Source organism: Caenispirillum salinarum AK4 (assembly GCF_000315795.1).
In the GTDB taxonomy this organism is placed as follows: domain Bacteria; phylum Pseudomonadota; class Alphaproteobacteria; order Rhodospirillales; family Rhodospirillaceae; genus Caenispirillum; species Caenispirillum salinarum.
Genome location: NZ_ANHY01000030.1, coordinates 21247 through 36429, shown reverse-complemented (window position 1 = coordinate 36429; position 15183 = coordinate 21247). Strand labels below are relative to the sequence as shown.

Here is a 15183-nt window from a genome sequence, read left to right as displayed (position 1 = left end):
GGGTCGGGCCGGCTGGAGGACTACCATGAAGGTCATCATCTGCGGCGCCGGTCAGGTCGGGTACAACATCGCCCGCTACCTCGCCGTCGAGAACAACGACATCACCGTCATCGACCAGCGCCCGGACCTGATCCGCAAGATCTCCGACGGCCTGGACGTGAAGGCCGTGCTGGGCTACGCCAGCCATCCCAACGTGCTGGAGCAGGCCGGCGTCTCCGACGCCGACATGGTCATCGCGGTCACGGCGGCCGACGAGGTGAACATGGTCGCCTGTCAGGTGGCGCACAGCCTGTTCGCCGTGCCGACCAAGATCGCGCGCGTCCGCAACCAGTCCTACCTCCAACCCATCTGGGCGAACCTGTTCTCGCGCGAGAACATGCCCATCGACGTCATCATCAGCCCCGAGATCGAGGTCGCCCGCGCCGTCACCCGCCGGCTGCGCGTGCCCGGCGCCATCGACATCATCCCGCTGGTGGAGGGCAAGGTGCAGGTCCTGGGCGTGCGCTGTTCGGAAGACACGCCGGTCGTCCACACGCCGCTGCGCCAGCTCACCCAGCTGTTCCCCGACCTGCAGATCGTCATCGTCGGCATCGTGCGCGACGACAAGCCCATGGTGCCATCGCCCGACGACCAGATGCTGCCGGGCGATGAAATCTACTTCGTGTGCTCGCGTGACCACATGGACCGCGCGCTCGCGGCTTTCGGGCACGAGGAGCAGGAAACCCGGCGCGTGCTCATTTTCGGCGGCGGCAACATCGGCCTGTTCCTGGCTCAGCAGCTTGAGAACGAGCACCCCGAGATCAGCGCCAAGGTCATCGAGCAGGACAAGGAGCGGGCCGAGTTCGTCGCCAAGACGCTCAACCGTACCATCGTGCTCAACGGCGATGTGCTGGACCCGGAGATCCTGGACGAGGCCAGCATCGGCAATGTGGAAACCGTTGTCGCCATCACCGACGACGACGAGGTGAACATCCTGTCGTCGCTGCTGGCCAAGCGGGCCGGGGCCTCGCGCGCCATCGCGCTGCTGAACAAGACCACCTACAACGCCCTGGTCAGCCCACTGGGGGTGGACGTGGTGGTCAATCCGCGCGCCATCACGGTGTCGAACATTCTCCAGCATGTGCGCCGCGGCCGCATTCATGCCGTACACTCCCTGCATGAAGGGTTCGGCGAGATGATCGAGGCCGACGCGCTGGAAACATCGTCCATTGTCGGCAAGCCCTTGCGCGACGTGAAGCTGCCCAACGGCGTCATCATCGGGGCCGTGGTCCGCGGAGCCGAGGTCATCAGCCCCCGCGGCGGCACGGTGGTCAAGGGCGGCGACCGCGTGGTGCTGTTTGCCGCCAAGGAGGCCGTCAAGAAAGTGGAGAAGATGTTCTCCGTCCGCCTGGAGTATTTCTGATCGTCATTCGGTCAGTCTCAAGTCGCAGCAGCTAGAAGGAACCGTTCCGCATGTCCCGCATCGCCTACGTCAACGGCCGGTACCTGCCGCACCGCGCGGCCTCGGTGCACATCGAGGACCGGGGCCACCAGTTCGCCGACGGCATCTACGAGGTGATCGCCGTGTGGAAGGGCCGCCCCGTGGACCTGGCCGGGCATTTCGACCGGCTGGAGACAGGCCTGAAGGAGCTGCAGATCCCCATGCCCATGAGCCGCCCGGTGCTCGCCCACGTGCTGCGTGAGACGGTGCGGCGGAACAAGGTGACGGACGGCATCGTCTACCTTCAGGTCAACCGGGGCAAGGCGCCGCGCGTCCATACGTGGTCGCCGGGCATCAAGCCGTCGATGGTGGCGACGGCGCGGCCCATGCCGGCCATCCGCAAGCAGGTGATCGAGGACGGCGTGAAGGTGATCTCGGTGGAGGACATCCGCTGGAAGCGCCGCGACATCAAGACCATCGGCCTGCTGCCCAACGCCATGGCCAAGCAGAAAGCCGCCGAGGCCGGCTGCTACGAGGTCTTCCAGGTGGACAAGGACGGCATGGTGACCGAGGCGGGCGCCTCCAACGCCTGGATCGTCGACCAGCAGGGCCGGCTGGTGACGCGCCCGCTCGGCCATGAAATCCTGCCCGGCATCACCCGCGCCACCCTCATGGACCTGGCCCGCGCCAACGGCATCGAGGTGGAGGAGCGCGCCTTCTCGCTTGAGGAAGCCAAGCAGGCGCGCGAGGCCTTCGTCTCGGGCACCACGGCCTTCGTGATGCCGGTGGTGCAGATCGACGACGCGGTGCTGGGCAACGGCAAGCCGGGCAGCGTGGCGACCCGGCTGCGGGCCCTCTACTACGATCACCTGAACGCGATCCCGGCGGATGCGTGGACCCATGTCGCGTCCTGACGCCATCCTGTTCGACTGGGACAACACACTGGTGGACACATGGCCCTGCATCATCAAGGCCATGAACACCACCCTGGAGGCCATGGGGCACGATCCCTGGACCGAGGAAGAGGCCCAGCGGCGCATCGCGCGGTCGCTGCGGGAGGCCTTCCCCGCGCTGTTCGGTGATGCCTGGGAGGAGGCGGCGGAAATTTTCTACCGCACCTTCGGCGAGGTCCACATCGACATGCTCCGTCCGCTGCCCGGTGCCGCCGACCTGCTGAAAGGCCTGGCGGAGGAGGGGGTGTTGCTGGCCGTCGTCTCCAACAAGACCGGCCGCTATCTGCGGCAGGAGGCCGACCACCTGGGCTGGACGCCCTATTTCCACCGGCTGGTGGGGGCCGGCGACGCGCCGCGCGACAAGCCGGCGACCGATGTCGTGCACCTGGCGCTGAAGGGGTCGGGCGTGGACCCGGCGGAGCATGTGGTGTGGTTCGTCGGGGACATGCCGGTGGACATCCAGTGTGCCCGCGACTCGGGATGCCGGTCGGTGCTTCTGCGGCCGGCGGCTCCGGATGCGCAGGAGTTTGCGAATTGCGCTCCGGATATCCATATCAGCGAAACGGGCGCGCTTCTGGAACACCTGCGCGAACAGACGGTTTCCAACGCCCGTGTTTGATGGTAACCAGGGCTGGTGTACGCAATTCAAGCGGGCTGATCATCTGCCCGTGCGGGGACAAAAAAACGAAAAAGGGCCGACATATGTCTGCTGAAAAATCTCAGAACGTTCAGGACGTTTTCCTGAACCACATCCGCAAGAACAAGTCTCCCGTCACCGTGTTTCTGGTCAACGGCGTGAAGCTCCAGGGAATCGTTACCTGGTTTGACAATTTCTCGCTGCTTCTGCGCCGCGACGGGCATACCCAGCTCGTCTACAAGCACGCCATCTCCACCGTGATGCCGACCACGCCCATCTCGCTGTTCGAGCAGACGCGGGAAGAGGGTGAGGCGGCGGCCCAACAGTCCTGACCCTGACTGGACCCAATTGACCGAACCCACATCCACGAAAAGGGACCCCGCGCGGTGCCTGGTCGTCCATCCCGCCATCAAACAGCGGGGGACGAACGACGACGCGCGCGACCCCACCGAGCGCCTTGAAGAGGCCAAGGGCCTGGCGCTCGCCATCGACCTGAACATCGTCCACGGCGAGGTGGTGACGCTGAACAAGCCGCGCCCCGCCACCTTCCTCGGGGAAGGGCAGGTGGAGCGCCTTCAGTCCATCATCGAGGACAACGAGGTGGAGGTGGTGGTCATGGACTGCCACTTAAGCCCCGTGCAGCAGCGCAACCTGGAGCGCAACTGGAAGACCAAGGTCATCGACCGCACCGGTCTGATCCTGGAAATCTTCGGCGAGCGTGCCCGCACCCGCGAAGGTCAGTTGCAGGTGGAGCTTGCCCACCTCAGCTACCAGCGCTCGCGCCTTGTGCGGTCGTGGACCCACCTGGAGCGCCAGCGCGGTGGTGCCGGCTTCATGGGCGGCCCAGGTGAAACGCAGATCGAGATAGACCGCCGGCTCATCTCGGAGCGCATCACGCGCCTGAAGAAGGAGCTGGAGGAGGTCAAGCGCACCCGCAACCTGCACCGCGAGGCGCGGCGGCGCGTGCCCTATCCCATCGTTGCGCTGGTGGGCTACACCAACGCCGGCAAGTCGACGCTGTTCAACCGCCTGACAAAGTCCGAGGTCTACGCCCAGGACCAGCTGTTCGCCACGCTGGACCCGACCATGCGCGGCCTCGTCCTGCCGTCGGGCAAGCAGGTGATCCTGTCGGACACGGTGGGATTCGTCTCCGACCTGCCACACGAACTGGTGGCCGCCTTCCACGCCACCCTGGAGGAGGTGCTGGAGGCCGACGTGATCGTCCACGTCCGCGACGCCCACAGCCCGGACACGGCCGCCCAGAAGGCGGACGTGGAGCACGTGCTGCGTGTCGAGCTGAACCTGGGCGAGGAAGTGGACGCAGGCCTTCTGGAGGCGATGAACAAGATCGACCTCCTGGCCCCGGAGGCCCACGACGAACTGGTGCAGCAGGCGGCGCGCGACGACAACATGATCGCCCTGTCGGCCATCACCGGCGAGGGTGTGGACCGCCTTCTGGCCACCGTGGACGAGGTGCTGTCCCGCAGCCGCGAGACCATCGAGACCGACGTGCCGTTGTCCGATGGCGCCACGATCTCGTGGCTCTACCGCAAGGGTGACGTGGTCTCGCGCGAGGACAACGAGGAGACGGCGCACATGATCGTCCGCCTCGACCCGGCCGACGCCGAACGATTCCGCATGGGGAAGTAGAAACAGGGCGGCGGCTGAGCGCGGTGCGCGCGTGGCTGCCGTCTTTTTCTGCGGTGCCCGGAGCCTCTCACGAGCGGGGCGGCCGCGTTATGCCTGGGCTGAGGCTGTGCCTGCCTGATCTCCCGGTCCTACGGGAATCCCTGTCGCAAAATCCTGAAAACCTGAAGGGCTCGACAGCCCGGGTCACGCAACCGAGGACCTCGGGAGCAGGGCGTGGCCAAAACGACGACGGCGCGCCGGGCATGAAGCCGGGCGCGCCGAAGATCGGTCGGAGATGACTTGTCGTCACTCACCCCCTTTCGCGGACGCCGCATGGCGGCGTTCTACGCGGGGAGGGCAAGGAAAAAGCAGGTGGGTGCTCAGAAGCCCTCACGCTCCAGACGCTTGCGCTCCAGCTTGCGGGCGCGGCGCACGGCTTCGGCCTTTTCGCGGGCCTTCTTCTCCGAGGGCTTCTCGAAGGAACGACGGAGCTTCATTTCGCGGAAGATGCCCTCACGCTGCATCTTCTTCTTGAGGGCCTTGAGAGCCTGATCGACGTTGTTGTCGCGAACGAGAACCTGCACGGAACCTCATCTCCTTTCGATGTACTGAACCATTGAAACCGGCCTCCGCCGTCGCGAGCGATCTCGCGTCCGGGGCAGGCCGGATCGAAGGGTGCGAATACTATCACCGTCGCCCCGATCTGTGAAGGGGGCGCAGGCATTAATATGGATGGACGTTTGCGCCGTCGTGGCTTGTTGTCCAACCATCACTTGGGGATCATATTACACATCATGTCGATTTTGAAAATCGCGAAGATGGGCCATCCGGTTCTCCGCCGCGTGGCCGATCCCGTTCCCGAGCCGACGGCGCCCGAAATCGCGCGGCTGGTGCGGGACATGGAGGAGACGCTGGCCGACGCTGGCGGCGTCGGCCTGGCCGCGCCGCAGGTGCACGTGCCGCTGCGCGTCGTGATCTTCCACGTCCCCGGCGGCCGTACCGAGGATGGCACGCCGGTGCCGCTGACCGCTCTGGTCAACCCCGAGATCGAGGCGCTGACCGAGGAAACCGTCGAGGGGTGGGAGGGCTGCCTGTCCATCCCCGCCATGACGGGCATGGTTCCGCGCGCGAAAAGGATACGCTACAAGGGGATAACCCCCGCCGGCGGGGTGATCGAGCGCGAAGCCTCGGGCTTTCATGCGCGGGTCGTGCAGCACGAATGCGACCACCTGGACGCACTGCTGTACCCCATGCGCATGACCGACCTGTCCACCTTCGGCTTTGTCGACGAGATGCGCCGCGCCATGACCGCCGCCGACCGCCCGGAGCCCGACGAGCCGGTGCCCGGCTGACCCGACTGAAGGAGCCTTTGATGGACCTGATCGCTTCCCGTGACGCCGTCGTTCAGCGCGCACTGTTCCATGTGCCCTTCGACGGCTGGAGCATGAAGACCCTGCGCCACGCCTGCGACGACGAGGATCTGGGCCCCGGCGCGGCGGAGCGGCTGTTTCCGGGCGGCGTGGCCGAGGCCATCACCCACTTCGCCGACCTGGCCGACCGCATGATGATCGAGGATATGGCCGCCGACGACCTGACCGGTCTGCACACGCCGGCCCGGATCAAGCGCGCCATCCAGCTCCGCCTGACCCGCTGGGCCGGCGACCGCGAGGCCATCCGTCGCGCCGTCGCGACCCTGTCGCTGCCCCAGTACGCCGGCCAGAGCATCCGCTCCACGGCGAAGACGGTGGACGCCATCTGGAAGGCCGCCGGCGACCAGAGCGCCGATTTCTCGTGGTACACCAAGCGCCTGACGTTGGCGCCCATCTACACGGCGACGCTGCTGTACTGGTTTGAGGACACCTCGGAAGACTTTGAAGACACCTGGGATTTCCTTGACCGCCAGTTCCGCGCCGTCGGGGTCATTCCCAACGTGGAGCGCCGCTTGAAGAACGCCTTCGGAAAGCTGCCCGACCCGCGCAAGCTGATGCCCCGGCCGCCGAAGTTCGGGGGGCAGGGGTCGCCGTTTCGCCGTTAGGGCCTGAGACCTGACCGCTGACGCGGGCGGGCTGCCGCCCGCACACGCTCGGAGGCGCAGCCTCCGGACCTCCAGTTTTTCTAGTCGTTTCCGAGGCTTGCTCGGCCGATTGAACAGACCACTTTGAAAAGACTGGGAGGTTTGGAGGGCTGTGCCCTCCAAATCGGGGGGATCGGACGACGGCCGTCCCCCGTATGAGGGGCAACACCAGAAAAAAGGAGGCCCCGCCATGTTCTCCACCGCCTGGGTCACCGGCGCCAGTTCCGGCATCGGCCGCGCCACCGCCCTTCGCCTGGCCGGGCAGGGCGTGAAAGTCGCCGTCAGCGGCCGCACGGAGGAATCGCTGGAGTCGCTCGCCCGCGAGGCCGAGCCCCTGTCGGGCTCCTGCGGACCGTTCCCCCTGGACGTGACCGATGTCGACGCCTGCCGCGCCACCGTCGGCGAGATCGAGGCACGCATGGGGTCCATCGACCTCGCGCTGTTCGCCGCCGGTACCCACGAAGACATGAGCGGCACCGACTTCTCCGCCGAGCGCGCCGCCAAGGTGATGTCGGTGAACTACCTGGGCGTCGTCAACGCCCTGGACGCCGTCCTGCCCGCCATGCGCGGCCGGGCGCGCGGGCGCATCGGCGTCGTCGGCTCGGTAGCCGGATACCGGGGATTTCCGGGGTTGGCAGCCTATGGCCCCAGCAAGGCGGCGCTCATCAACCTGTGCGAATCGATCCACGGCGACCTGAAGCGCGAGGGCATCCGCCTGACTTTGTTCAGCCCCGGCTTCGTGAAGACGCGCCTGACGGAGGGCGCCATGCCCACGCCGTTCGCCATCACGCCCGAGCGCGCGGCCAAGGAGATCGTGCGCGGCCTGTCGTCGGACTGCTTCGAGGTGGTCTTTCCCAAGGAACTGGCGCCGCAGTTCATCGCCGGCCGCGTGATGCCCAACCGGGTCTACCTGCGGCTTGCCGGGCTGCTGGGGGCGCTGCGGTAGGCCGCTGCCGGCCTCACCCGTGATGCCCGTCCTCGGACAGCGGGTAGAGGTAGTTGATGTGCCCCATCTTGCGGCCGGCCCGCACCTCTGCCTTGCCGTAGAGGTGGACGTGGGCCGTCGTTTCCGACAGCGCGCCCTGCCACTGGTGCACGTCCTCGCCGATCAGGTTCTTCATGCGGCAGTCGCAGCGGCGCAAGGGGCTGCCCAACGGCAGCCCGCAGATCGCCCGTACCAGCTGCTCGAATTGGCTGGTGAGGCAGGCGTCCATGGTCCAGTGCCCCGAGTTGTGCGGCCGCGGCGCCATTTCGTTGACCAGAACATGGCCGGAGCGGTCGACGAACATTTCGACTGCCAGCAGGCCCACCAGTTCCAGCGCGTCGGCGGCCTTCCTGGCGACGGAAACCGCGTCCTCCAGCGTTTGCCGCCCGCGCGGGCCGTCCACCGGAGCCGGGGCGATGGTGGTGTCGAGGATGTGGTGGACGTGGATGTTTTCCACCGGATCATAGCAGGCGATGGCGCCGTCGGTGCCGCGCGCGACGATCACGCTGATCTCGCGGTCGAAGTCGATGAAGCCTTCCAGGACGGCGGCGTCGGTCTTCAGCGAGTCCCACGCCTCGGCCAGATCGGTGCCGTCATCGATGCGCACCTGCCCCTTGCCGTCATAGCCCAGCCGCGCCGTCTTCAGCACGGACGGGCGGCCCAGCGCCTCGACCGCCGCCTCCAGGTCCGCCAGCGAGTGCACGGGCTTCCAGGGGGCGGTCGCGATGTCCAGGCCGTTGAAAAAGGCCTTTTCCTTGATGCGGTCCTGGCCCGTTTCCAGAACGGCGGCACCGGGGCGCACGGCGACGCGCTCCTCCAGGAACCGCACGGGGGCGGTCGGGATATTTTCGAACTCGTAGGTGACGACGTTCACGGCCTCGGCGAAGCAGGCCAGCGCCGCCTCGTCATCGAAGGAGGCCGTGGTCACGAAGCGCGCGACCTGGGCCGCCGGCTCGTCCTCGCTGCCGCAGTAGACATGCACGTCATAGCCGAGTTGCGCCGCCGCGAGCGCCGTCATGCGGCCCAACTGGCCGCCGCCCAGGATGCCGATCACGGACCCGGGCGGCAGGAAAGCGGCGGGGGCGGTGGTGTGGTCGGTCATGGAAGGCTCGTCGGCTGTCGGGTTTCGGAACGGAATCAGGCGTCGTCGCGCGGTTCGTCGGCGACGGCCTCGGTCTGCTCGGCGCGGAAAGCGTCCAGCCTGGCCGCCACGGCGTCGTCCAGCAAGGCCACCACAGACGCGGCCATCAGGCCGGCGTTCACGGCCCCGGCGCGGCCGATGGCAAGGGTCCCCACGGGAACGCCGGCGGGCATCTGGACGATGGACAGCAGGCTGTCCATGCCGTTCAGCGCCTTGGACTGCACGGGCACGCCGAAGACGGGCAGGGGCGTCATGCTGGCGCACATGCCGGGCAGGTGGGCCGCGCCGCCGGCGCCGGCGATCACGCACTTCAGCCCGCGCTCGCGGGCCGAGGTGGCATAGTCCACCAGGCGCTGCGGCGTGCGGTGGGCGGAGACGATCTTGACCTCGTGGGCGACACCCAGTCTCTCCAGGACATCGGCGGCGTGGCGCATGGTCTCCCAGTCCGACTGGCTGCCCATGATGATGCCGACGTCCATGGTGGTCTCCCGCAATGAGTTGGGTTTCGGAAAGACCGGGATTATAGGGCCCGGAAAGCCCGCTGCAAGGGGCGCGGCGACTCCCTGTTCGTTTCCCTGCCCGAAGGTGGTAGCCTGTGGTTTGCAGGCCATGGCAGAAGGACATGACCGATGCCGGACATCAACCCGCCGCCGCCGACGCAGGGCGTGGGATGGCGCAGGGAAGGGCAGAACGACGGCGGCGGCCGCAAGGGCCGCGGCAGCGCCTTTTCCCGCGCGGCGCAAGCCTACGGTGCCGCCAGGGTGGCACCACCCCACGACATCACCTCGCTGCACGGAATACCGACTGCCGAACTGACGCCCTCGGTCCGCCACGCGCTGGAGGACCTGATGGGCGACGTCGACCGCTTCCGCTGGGCGCTGGAGCAGGCGGAGGGGCGGCAGGCCTACCTGGAGGGCCTGGCCGACCGGGACGCCCTGCTGCCGGTGCTCAACCGCCGCGCCTTCGACCGCGAGTTGAACCTTGTGCTGCAGGCGGCGGGCACGGACCGTGACGCCGGGACGCCCCCCGTGCTGGGCCTGTTCTACCTGGCAAATTTCGAGGCCCTGCACGCCGAGCAGGGGATCGCCGCCGCCGAGGCGGCCCTGCGGCACATGGCGGATGTGCTGGTGAGCGGGGTCGGCCGGGCCGACGTGGTGGGCGCCACGGGCGGGGCCGGCGTGGGCGTGGTGCTGACCATGCTCGACCCGATCACGGCCGGCAGCCGGGTGGCGGCGCTGCGGGACGCGGTCACGGCGTATCCACCGCGCCATGAGGATGGCGACCTTGTGCTGGACGTGCGGGCGGCATCGGTGATCCTGGAGCCCGGCATGACGCCGGAAAGCGCGGTGGAGGCCGCCGACGCCCGCATGCGCGCGGCGTCGGAACCGGCCTGACAGGCCGGGGCTCAGGCGATGATGTCGGGGTGCAGCTGCGCCTCGATGTAGGAAATCTCGTCCTTCAGCATCAGTTTCCGCTTTTTCAGGCGTTGCAACTGTAGCTGATCGAAGGGAGCCTTCTCCACCAGGCGGGCAATCACGTCGTCCAGGTCCCGGTGTTCTTCCTTCAACATGGCAAGCTGGGACCGCAGCCGTTGAGTCTCGTCGTCAATCATGGGAGGGGGACGTCCTGGGGATGACTTAATATTTTGGACACTATCAGATACGCCCTCAAAAGGGTATGGAGAACGCGCCGAACACGAGAGGGAGAGGACCTGTTATGGCGAAACCGATCAAGCGCATTGGTGTGTTGACGAGCGGCGGCGACTGCGCCGGCCTGAATGCCGTGATCCGCGCCGTCGCCTATCGCGCCATCCGCACATATGGATGGGAAGTGTTCGGCATCGTCGACGGCACCATGGGCCTGATGAACCGCCCGCTTCAGTACCGCACGCTGGACTTGCACTTCTTCACGGGCAATCACCTGCGGGAAGGCGGCACCATGCTGGGCACCACCAACAAGGGTGACCCGTTCAATTTCCCCATGCCCGACGGCAGCAAGAAAGACCGCAGCCAGGATTTCGTGGAAGGCGTGAAGCTGCTGGGCCTGGACGCCCTGGTGGTCATCGGCGGCGACGGCAGCATGAACATCGTCTCGCGCCTGTGCGCCGCCGGCAACATCGGCATGGTGGGCGTGCCCAAGACCATCGACAACGACGTCCATTGCACCGACACGTCGGTCGGCTTCTCCACCGCGGCCAACGTAGTGACCGAGGCGCTCGACCGCCTGCAGCCCACCGCCGCCAGCCATCACCGCGTGATGATCCTGGAGGTCATGGGCCGCGACGCCGGCCACATCGCCCTCAACGCCGGCATTTCCGGCGGGGCGGACGTGGTCCTGGTGCCGGAGGTGCCCTATTCGCTGGAGGGCGTGGCCGACAAGATCAAGGAGGTCCTGCACGGCGAGGGCCGCAGCCATGCGCTGGTCGTCGTCGCGGAAGGCTGCAAGACCGCCGACGGCGAGACGCCGACCATTTCCTATGCCGGCGGGCAGAAGCGGTACGGCGGCATCGGCCACTACCTGACCGAACACATCGCCGACCTGACCGGTGCCGAGACGCGCGTGACGATCCTGGGCCATGTCCAGCGCGGCGGCACGCCGTCGATGCACGATCGCCTGCTGGCCTCGGCCTTCGGCGTGCATGCCGTGGACCTGGTCGCCCAGCGCAAGTTCGGCAAGATGGTGGCCTGGCGCGACCGCGGCGTGGTGGAGGTGCCGCTGGATGCCGTCACCATCGGTCCGCGCTCGCTCGACCCCAATGGCACCCTCATGCACACGGCGCGCGGGCTGGGCATCTATTGTGGCGACTTCGAGCGTCTGGACGATGACGCGGTGTCGCCGGACGAGTGCGGCAGCGCGACTCCGGTCGATCCCAACCTGGCCGGGCCCGAGAAGATCTGACCGAAGCGGTGGGGCGCTGGGGCGGCAGGCGGTCAGCCGCCGCCCCAGCGCTTCACCACCCCGGCGTCCAGGCCGAAAAGGTCCAGCGCCCGGCCGACCGAATGGTCGACGATGTCATCCAGGCTTTGCGGGCGGGTGTAGAAGGCGGGCAGGGGCGGTGCGACGATGGCGCCCATCTCCGTCACAGCGGTCATGGCGCGCAGATGGCCCAGGTGAAAGGGTGTCTCGCGCACCATCAGCACCAGTCGGCGGCGCTCCTTGAGCGTCACGTCGGCGGCGCGGGTCAGCAGGTTGGACGCCATGCCGCCCGCGATTTCCGACAGCGACCGCACGGAACACGGCGCCACCAGCATACCCATGGTACGGAACGATCCCGACGAGGGCGGCGCGGCCAGGTCGTGGTGGCGGTGGACCACGTCGGCCAACGCCTTGATGTCGGCGACCTTCACGTCGCACTCGTGCGCCAGCGTCACTTCGGCGGCGGGTGAGAGGATAAGGTGCGTCTCGACCTCCAGGTCGCGCAGTATCTCCAGCGTCCTGAGGCCGTAGACAATACCGGAGGCACCGGTAATTCCGACAATAATGCGGGGTTTCTCTGAGGTGTACATGAAGCTCGTGTCACCCGTCTGACAAGGGTAATAAACGGAAAGTTATACGGTCACAATAGCTTAACGGATTGCCTGGAATCGGCCTTCAGAATGGCGTACCATACTCGGCGTACCATACCCCGATAACGGAGGTTTGCCATGGGCTACGATGCTCGGATCGACTCGCTGACCACCAAGCACCAGACGCTGGAGCATCAGCTGGAGCAGGAGAGTCGTCGACCGATCCCCGATGCGGCCATGGTAGCCACGCTGAAGCGGCAGAAGCTCAAGATCAAGGACGAACTGGCCCGCATGTCGCGGCACTGACACGGGCACAGGACGCCACGAGGGAAGAGACCATCCTTCCGCTTTGACATGACCTGACAGTCTGCAACGGGATGCTTCGGGTCCCGTATCATGGCGCCGCCGGCGCCAGCGCCGCACGATCAGCGGCTTTCAACGACCAAGGCCTCGGCCGCGATAGATGCCGGCGAGGCCTTTTCGTTTGCGCATTTCCCTTAGCGGCTCGACCCGCTTCCCCACCCCTTCGGGCCGGTTGTCGGACAATCCCGCCGTCGGAGCAACTTGGCGTCGACTGGAGAATATTCGCCGCGTTACCGCCACCGCGCGCGAACAATTCCACGTCTGCGGCCTTTCCTTTGCGCAACAATTATTGCACACTGCCCCCACCCATCGGAGGGGCTTCCGGTGATGCCGTGGCCGCGCCGACCGCAGCGGCGGCCCCATGAAAGGCAGACGAACTCAAAAGAGGGAACGCAGACAGGTCATGACCAGTCCGTACCAAGCCGCGCACGACCGCTCGCTCAACGACCCCGAGGGCTTCTGGGGCGACGCGGCCAAGGACATCGTGTGGACCAAGCCGTGGGACAAGGTGCTGGACGACAGCAACGCGCCCCTGTACCGCTGGTTCACCGGGGGCGAGCTGAACACCTGCTACAACGCCGTCGACCGCCACGTGGAAGGCGGCCGGGCGGAGCAGGCGGCCATCATCTACGACAGCCCGATCACCGGATCCAAGCGCACCATCACCTATGCCGACCTGCAGGACCAGGTGTCCCGCTTCGCCGGCGTGCTGAAGGCGCAGGGCGTGGAGAAGGGCGACCGCGTCATCATCTACATGCCGATGATCCCGGAAAGCGTCGTCGCCATGCTGGCCTGCGCCCGCCTGGGTGCCGTGCATTCGGTGGTGTTCGGCGGTTTCGCGGCGCATGAGCTGGCGACCCGCGTCAACGACGCCCAGCCCAAGGTCATCGTCGCCGCCTCCTGCGGCATCGAGCCGGGCCGCGTGGTGGCCTACAAGCCCATGGTGGACGAGGCCGTCAAGCAGGCCGCCCACAAGCCGGGCAAGGTGGTCATCTTCCAGCGCGAGCAGTGCAAGGCCGACATGCAGGACGGCCGCGACGTGGACTGGGACGAGGCCATGAAGACGGCCGAGCCGGCCGACTGCGTGCCGGTGGCCGCGACCGACCCGCTCTACATCCTCTACACCTCGGGCACCACCGGCCAGCCCAAGGGCGTGGTGCGCGACACCGGCGGCCACGCGGTCGCGCTGAAGTGGACCATGAACGCGCTGTATGACGTGCAGCCGGGTGACGTCTACTGGGCGGCGTCGGACGTGGGCTGGGTGGTCGGCCACTCCTACATCGTCTACGGCCCGCTGCTGCACGGCTGCACCACCATCGTGTTCGAGGGCAAGCCCGTGGGCACGCCGGACGCCGGCACCTTCTGGCGCGTGATCGAGGAGCACAACGTCAAGGTGCTGTTCACCGCGCCGACGGCCTTCCGCGCCATCCGCCGCGACGACCCCAACGGCGAGTTCCTCAAGAAGTACTCCACCAAGAGCCTGACGGCCCTCTACCTCGCCGGCGAGCGATCGGACCCCGAGACGCTGAAGTGGGCCGAAAACCACCTTCAGGTGCCGGTGATCGACCACTGGTGGCAGACGGAAACCGGCTGGGCCATCTGCGGCAACCCCAAGGGGCTGGAGCTGTTCCCGGTCAAGCACGGCTCGCCGACCAAGCCCATGCCGGGCTGGAACGTGCAGGTGCTGGGCGAGGACCACAAGCCCGTCCCGCCGACCCAGATCGGCGCGCTGGTCTGCAAGCTGCCGCTGCCTCCGGGGACGCTGCCGACCCTGTGGAACGCCGAGCAGCGCTTCCGCGACGCCTACCTGGCCGACTACCCGGGCTACTACAAGACCGGCGACGCGGGTTTCATCGACGATGACGGCTACGTCTACGTCATGACCCGCACCGACGACGTCATCAACGTCGCCGGCCACCGCCTGTCCACCGGCGCCATGGAAGAGGTGCTGGCCATGCACCCCGACGTGGCGGAGTGCGCCGTCATCGGTGTCGCCGACGAACTGAAGGGCCAGGCGCCGCTGGGCTTCGTCTGCCTGAAGTCGGGCGTCGACCGGCCGGACGAGGAGATCGTCAAGGAACTGGTCAAGCTGGTCCGCGACGAGATCGGTCCCGTGGCCGCCTTCAAGCAGGCGGTCGTGGTCAAGCGCCTGCCCAAGACCCGCTCGGGCAAGATCCTGCGCGGCACCATGCAGAAGATGGCCGACAACACCGAGGTGAAGGTTCCGCCCACCATCGACGATCCGGACATCCTGCCGGAGATCGAGGAGGCGCTGGAAGGCATCGGCCTCGGCAAGAAGCGCAGCGGCTGACGCCGCGGCACGCCACTGCCGACAGGGGGAGGGCCCGGCGATGCGCCGGGCCCTTTTCATTGCGCGGCGACATGATCTTGTTGATTGCTTCTGGTACTGGCGCTAGAGTCCGATTCGCGCATGACGCGAAGAATGGCGCGTCATCTTCCCGGCTCCAGAAGGGG

17 protein-coding genes are annotated in these 15183 nt (G+C 67.1%); 12 read left to right on the top strand and 5 right to left on the bottom strand.

Translation table 11 applies throughout. The features are described from left to right. Window positions 1–25 precede the first annotated feature (25 nt). The 5 genes from trkA (at window position 26) to hflX (ending at window position 4660) form a co-directional block, all read left to right on the top strand. On the top strand, window positions 26–1402 hold the full coding sequence (trkA, locus tag C882_RS21350; RefSeq protein ID WP_009542769.1) for a Trk system potassium transporter TrkA: 1377 nt from the start codon (window positions 26–28) through the stop codon (window positions 1400–1402). 50 nt (window positions 1403–1452) lie between these two features. Next, window positions 1453–2334 (top strand): D-amino-acid transaminase, encoded by an 882-nt coding sequence (locus C882_RS21345; RefSeq protein WP_009542768.1) that lies wholly within the window; start codon window positions 1453–1455, stop codon window positions 2332–2334. After that, a complete protein-coding gene (locus C882_RS21340) occupies window positions 2321–2992 on the top strand; it encodes an HAD family hydrolase (RefSeq protein WP_009542767.1) in 672 nt (223 codons plus the stop codon). Before C882_RS21345 ends, C882_RS21340 begins: the two co-directional genes overlap by 14 nt. Window positions 2993–3075: 83 nt before the next feature. Next, window positions 3076–3342 (top strand): RNA chaperone Hfq, encoded by a 267-nt coding sequence (gene hfq, locus C882_RS21335; RefSeq protein ID WP_009542766.1) that lies wholly within the window; start codon window positions 3076–3078, stop codon window positions 3340–3342. 16 nt (window positions 3343–3358) lie between these two features. Continuing rightward, entirely contained in the window at window positions 3359–4660 is a 1302-nt protein-coding gene (hflX, locus tag C882_RS21330) for a GTPase HflX (protein ID WP_009542765.1), read from the top strand. Window positions 4661–5019: 359 nt separating this feature from the next. On the opposite strand, the gene rpsU is transcribed toward hflX, so the two are convergent. After that, window positions 5020–5223: a 30S ribosomal protein S21 gene (gene rpsU, locus C882_RS21325; RefSeq protein WP_009542764.1), complete on the bottom strand. Its 204-nt coding sequence runs from the start codon at window positions 5221–5223 to the stop codon at window positions 5020–5022. A gap of 210 nt (window positions 5224–5433) precedes the next feature. Between rpsU and def the strand changes: the two genes are divergently transcribed. The 3 genes from def to C882_RS21310 all read left to right on the top strand — a co-directional run bounded on the left by def (window position 5434) and on the right by C882_RS21310 (window position 7659). Then, window positions 5434–5991 carry a peptide deformylase gene (gene def / locus C882_RS21320; protein ID WP_009542763.1) on the top strand — a complete coding sequence of 186 codons (558 nt, stop codon included), beginning with the start codon at window positions 5434–5436 and terminating at the stop codon, window positions 5989–5991. Window positions 5992–6011: 20 nt separating this feature from the next. Continuing rightward, window positions 6012–6674 carry a COQ9 family protein gene (locus tag C882_RS21315; RefSeq protein WP_009542762.1) on the top strand — a complete coding sequence of 221 codons (663 nt, stop codon included), beginning with the start codon at window positions 6012–6014 and terminating at the stop codon, window positions 6672–6674. A gap of 229 nt (window positions 6675–6903) precedes the next feature. Continuing rightward, the gene (locus C882_RS21310; protein ID WP_009542761.1) at window positions 6904–7659 is read left to right on the top strand and encodes an SDR family NAD(P)-dependent oxidoreductase; all 756 of its coding nucleotides are present in this window, start codon (window positions 6904–6906) and stop codon (window positions 7657–7659) included. 13 nt (window positions 7660–7672) lie between these two features. Here the strand turns inward: C882_RS21310 and C882_RS21305 are convergent, their stop codons facing one another. Together C882_RS21305 and purE are read right to left on the bottom strand one after the other, a co-directional pair. Continuing rightward, window positions 7673–8800, bottom strand: coding sequence for a 5-(carboxyamino)imidazole ribonucleotide synthase (locus tag C882_RS21305; protein ID WP_009542760.1), 1128 nt, complete (start codon window positions 8798–8800; stop codon window positions 7673–7675). Window positions 8801–8835: 35 nt separating this feature from the next. Continuing rightward, the gene (gene purE / locus C882_RS21300; RefSeq protein WP_009542759.1) at window positions 8836–9318 is read right to left on the bottom strand and encodes a 5-(carboxyamino)imidazole ribonucleotide mutase; all 483 of its coding nucleotides are present in this window, start codon (window positions 9316–9318) and stop codon (window positions 8836–8838) included. Between the two features lie 150 nt (window positions 9319–9468). Between purE and C882_RS23665 the strand changes: the two genes are divergently transcribed. Further along, window positions 9469–10233 (top strand): GGDEF domain-containing protein, encoded by a 765-nt coding sequence (locus tag C882_RS23665; protein WP_009542758.1) that lies wholly within the window; start codon window positions 9469–9471, stop codon window positions 10231–10233. Window positions 10234–10244: 11 nt separating this feature from the next. On the opposite strand, the gene C882_RS21290 is transcribed toward C882_RS23665, so the two are convergent. Beyond that, window positions 10245–10451 carry a YdcH family protein gene (locus C882_RS21290; protein WP_009542757.1) on the bottom strand — a complete coding sequence of 69 codons (207 nt, stop codon included), beginning with the start codon at window positions 10449–10451 and terminating at the stop codon, window positions 10245–10247. 104 nt (window positions 10452–10555) lie between these two features. On the opposite strand from C882_RS21290, the gene C882_RS21285 reads away from it, so the two are divergent. Beyond that, a complete protein-coding gene (locus C882_RS21285) occupies window positions 10556–11737 on the top strand; it encodes an ATP-dependent 6-phosphofructokinase (RefSeq protein ID WP_009542756.1) in 1182 nt (393 codons plus the stop codon). A gap of 32 nt (window positions 11738–11769) precedes the next feature. Here the strand turns inward: C882_RS21285 and C882_RS21280 are convergent, their stop codons facing one another. Continuing rightward, window positions 11770–12345, bottom strand: a complete 576-nt coding sequence (locus C882_RS21280; RefSeq protein ID WP_009542755.1) for a UbiX family flavin prenyltransferase — start codon at window positions 12343–12345, stop codon at window positions 11770–11772. Between the two features lie 138 nt (window positions 12346–12483). On the opposite strand from C882_RS21280, the gene C882_RS24250 reads away from it, so the two are divergent. Together C882_RS24250 and C882_RS21275 are read left to right on the top strand one after the other, a co-directional pair. Beyond that, entirely contained in the window at window positions 12484–12651 is a 168-nt protein-coding gene (locus tag C882_RS24250) for a YdcH family protein (RefSeq protein WP_009542754.1), read from the top strand. A 418-nt stretch (window positions 12652–13069) separates the two neighbouring features. Further along, entirely contained in the window at window positions 13070–15019 is a 1950-nt protein-coding gene (locus tag C882_RS21275) for a propionyl-CoA synthetase (protein ID WP_083876121.1), read from the top strand. The last annotated feature ends 164 nt before the right edge of the window (window positions 15020–15183 follow it).

What these genes read in the sequence shown, in the direction of transcription:
- trkA (WP_009542769.1), top strand. Translation starts at nt 26, where the DNA reads ATGAAGGTCATCATCTGCGGCGCCGGTCAGGTCGGGTACAACATCGCC.
- C882_RS21345 (WP_009542768.1), top strand. Translation starts at nt 1,453, where the DNA reads ATGTCCCGCATCGCCTACGTCAACGGCCGGTACCTGCCGCACCGCGCG.
- C882_RS21340 (WP_009542767.1), top strand. Translation starts at nt 2,321, where the DNA reads ATGTCGCGTCCTGACGCCATCCTGTTCGACTGGGACAACACACTGGTG.
- hfq (WP_009542766.1), top strand. Translation starts at nt 3,076, where the DNA reads ATGTCTGCTGAAAAATCTCAGAACGTTCAGGACGTTTTCCTGAACCAC.
- def (WP_009542763.1), top strand. Translation starts at nt 5,434, where the DNA reads ATGTCGATTTTGAAAATCGCGAAGATGGGCCATCCGGTTCTCCGCCGC.
- C882_RS21315 (WP_009542762.1), top strand. Translation starts at nt 6,012, where the DNA reads ATGGACCTGATCGCTTCCCGTGACGCCGTCGTTCAGCGCGCACTGTTC.
- C882_RS21310 (WP_009542761.1), top strand. Translation starts at nt 6,904, where the DNA reads ATGTTCTCCACCGCCTGGGTCACCGGCGCCAGTTCCGGCATCGGCCGC.
- C882_RS21305 (WP_009542760.1), bottom strand. Translation starts at nt 8,800, where the DNA reads ATGACCGACCACACCACCGCCCCCGCCGCTTTCCTGCCGCCCGGGTCC.
- purE (WP_009542759.1), bottom strand. Translation starts at nt 9,318, where the DNA reads ATGGACGTCGGCATCATCATGGGCAGCCAGTCGGACTGGGAGACCATG.
- C882_RS23665 (WP_009542758.1), top strand. Translation starts at nt 9,469, where the DNA reads ATGCCGGACATCAACCCGCCGCCGCCGACGCAGGGCGTGGGATGGCGC.
- C882_RS21290 (WP_009542757.1), bottom strand. Translation starts at nt 10,451, where the DNA reads ATGATTGACGACGAGACTCAACGGCTGCGGTCCCAGCTTGCCATGTTG.
- C882_RS21285 (WP_009542756.1), top strand. Translation starts at nt 10,556, where the DNA reads ATGGCGAAACCGATCAAGCGCATTGGTGTGTTGACGAGCGGCGGCGAC.
- C882_RS21280 (WP_009542755.1), bottom strand. Translation starts at nt 12,345, where the DNA reads ATGTACACCTCAGAGAAACCCCGCATTATTGTCGGAATTACCGGTGCC.
- C882_RS24250 (WP_009542754.1), top strand. Translation starts at nt 12,484, where the DNA reads ATGGGCTACGATGCTCGGATCGACTCGCTGACCACCAAGCACCAGACG.
- C882_RS21275 (WP_083876121.1), top strand. Translation starts at nt 13,070, where the DNA reads ATGAAAGGCAGACGAACTCAAAAGAGGGAACGCAGACAGGTCATGACC.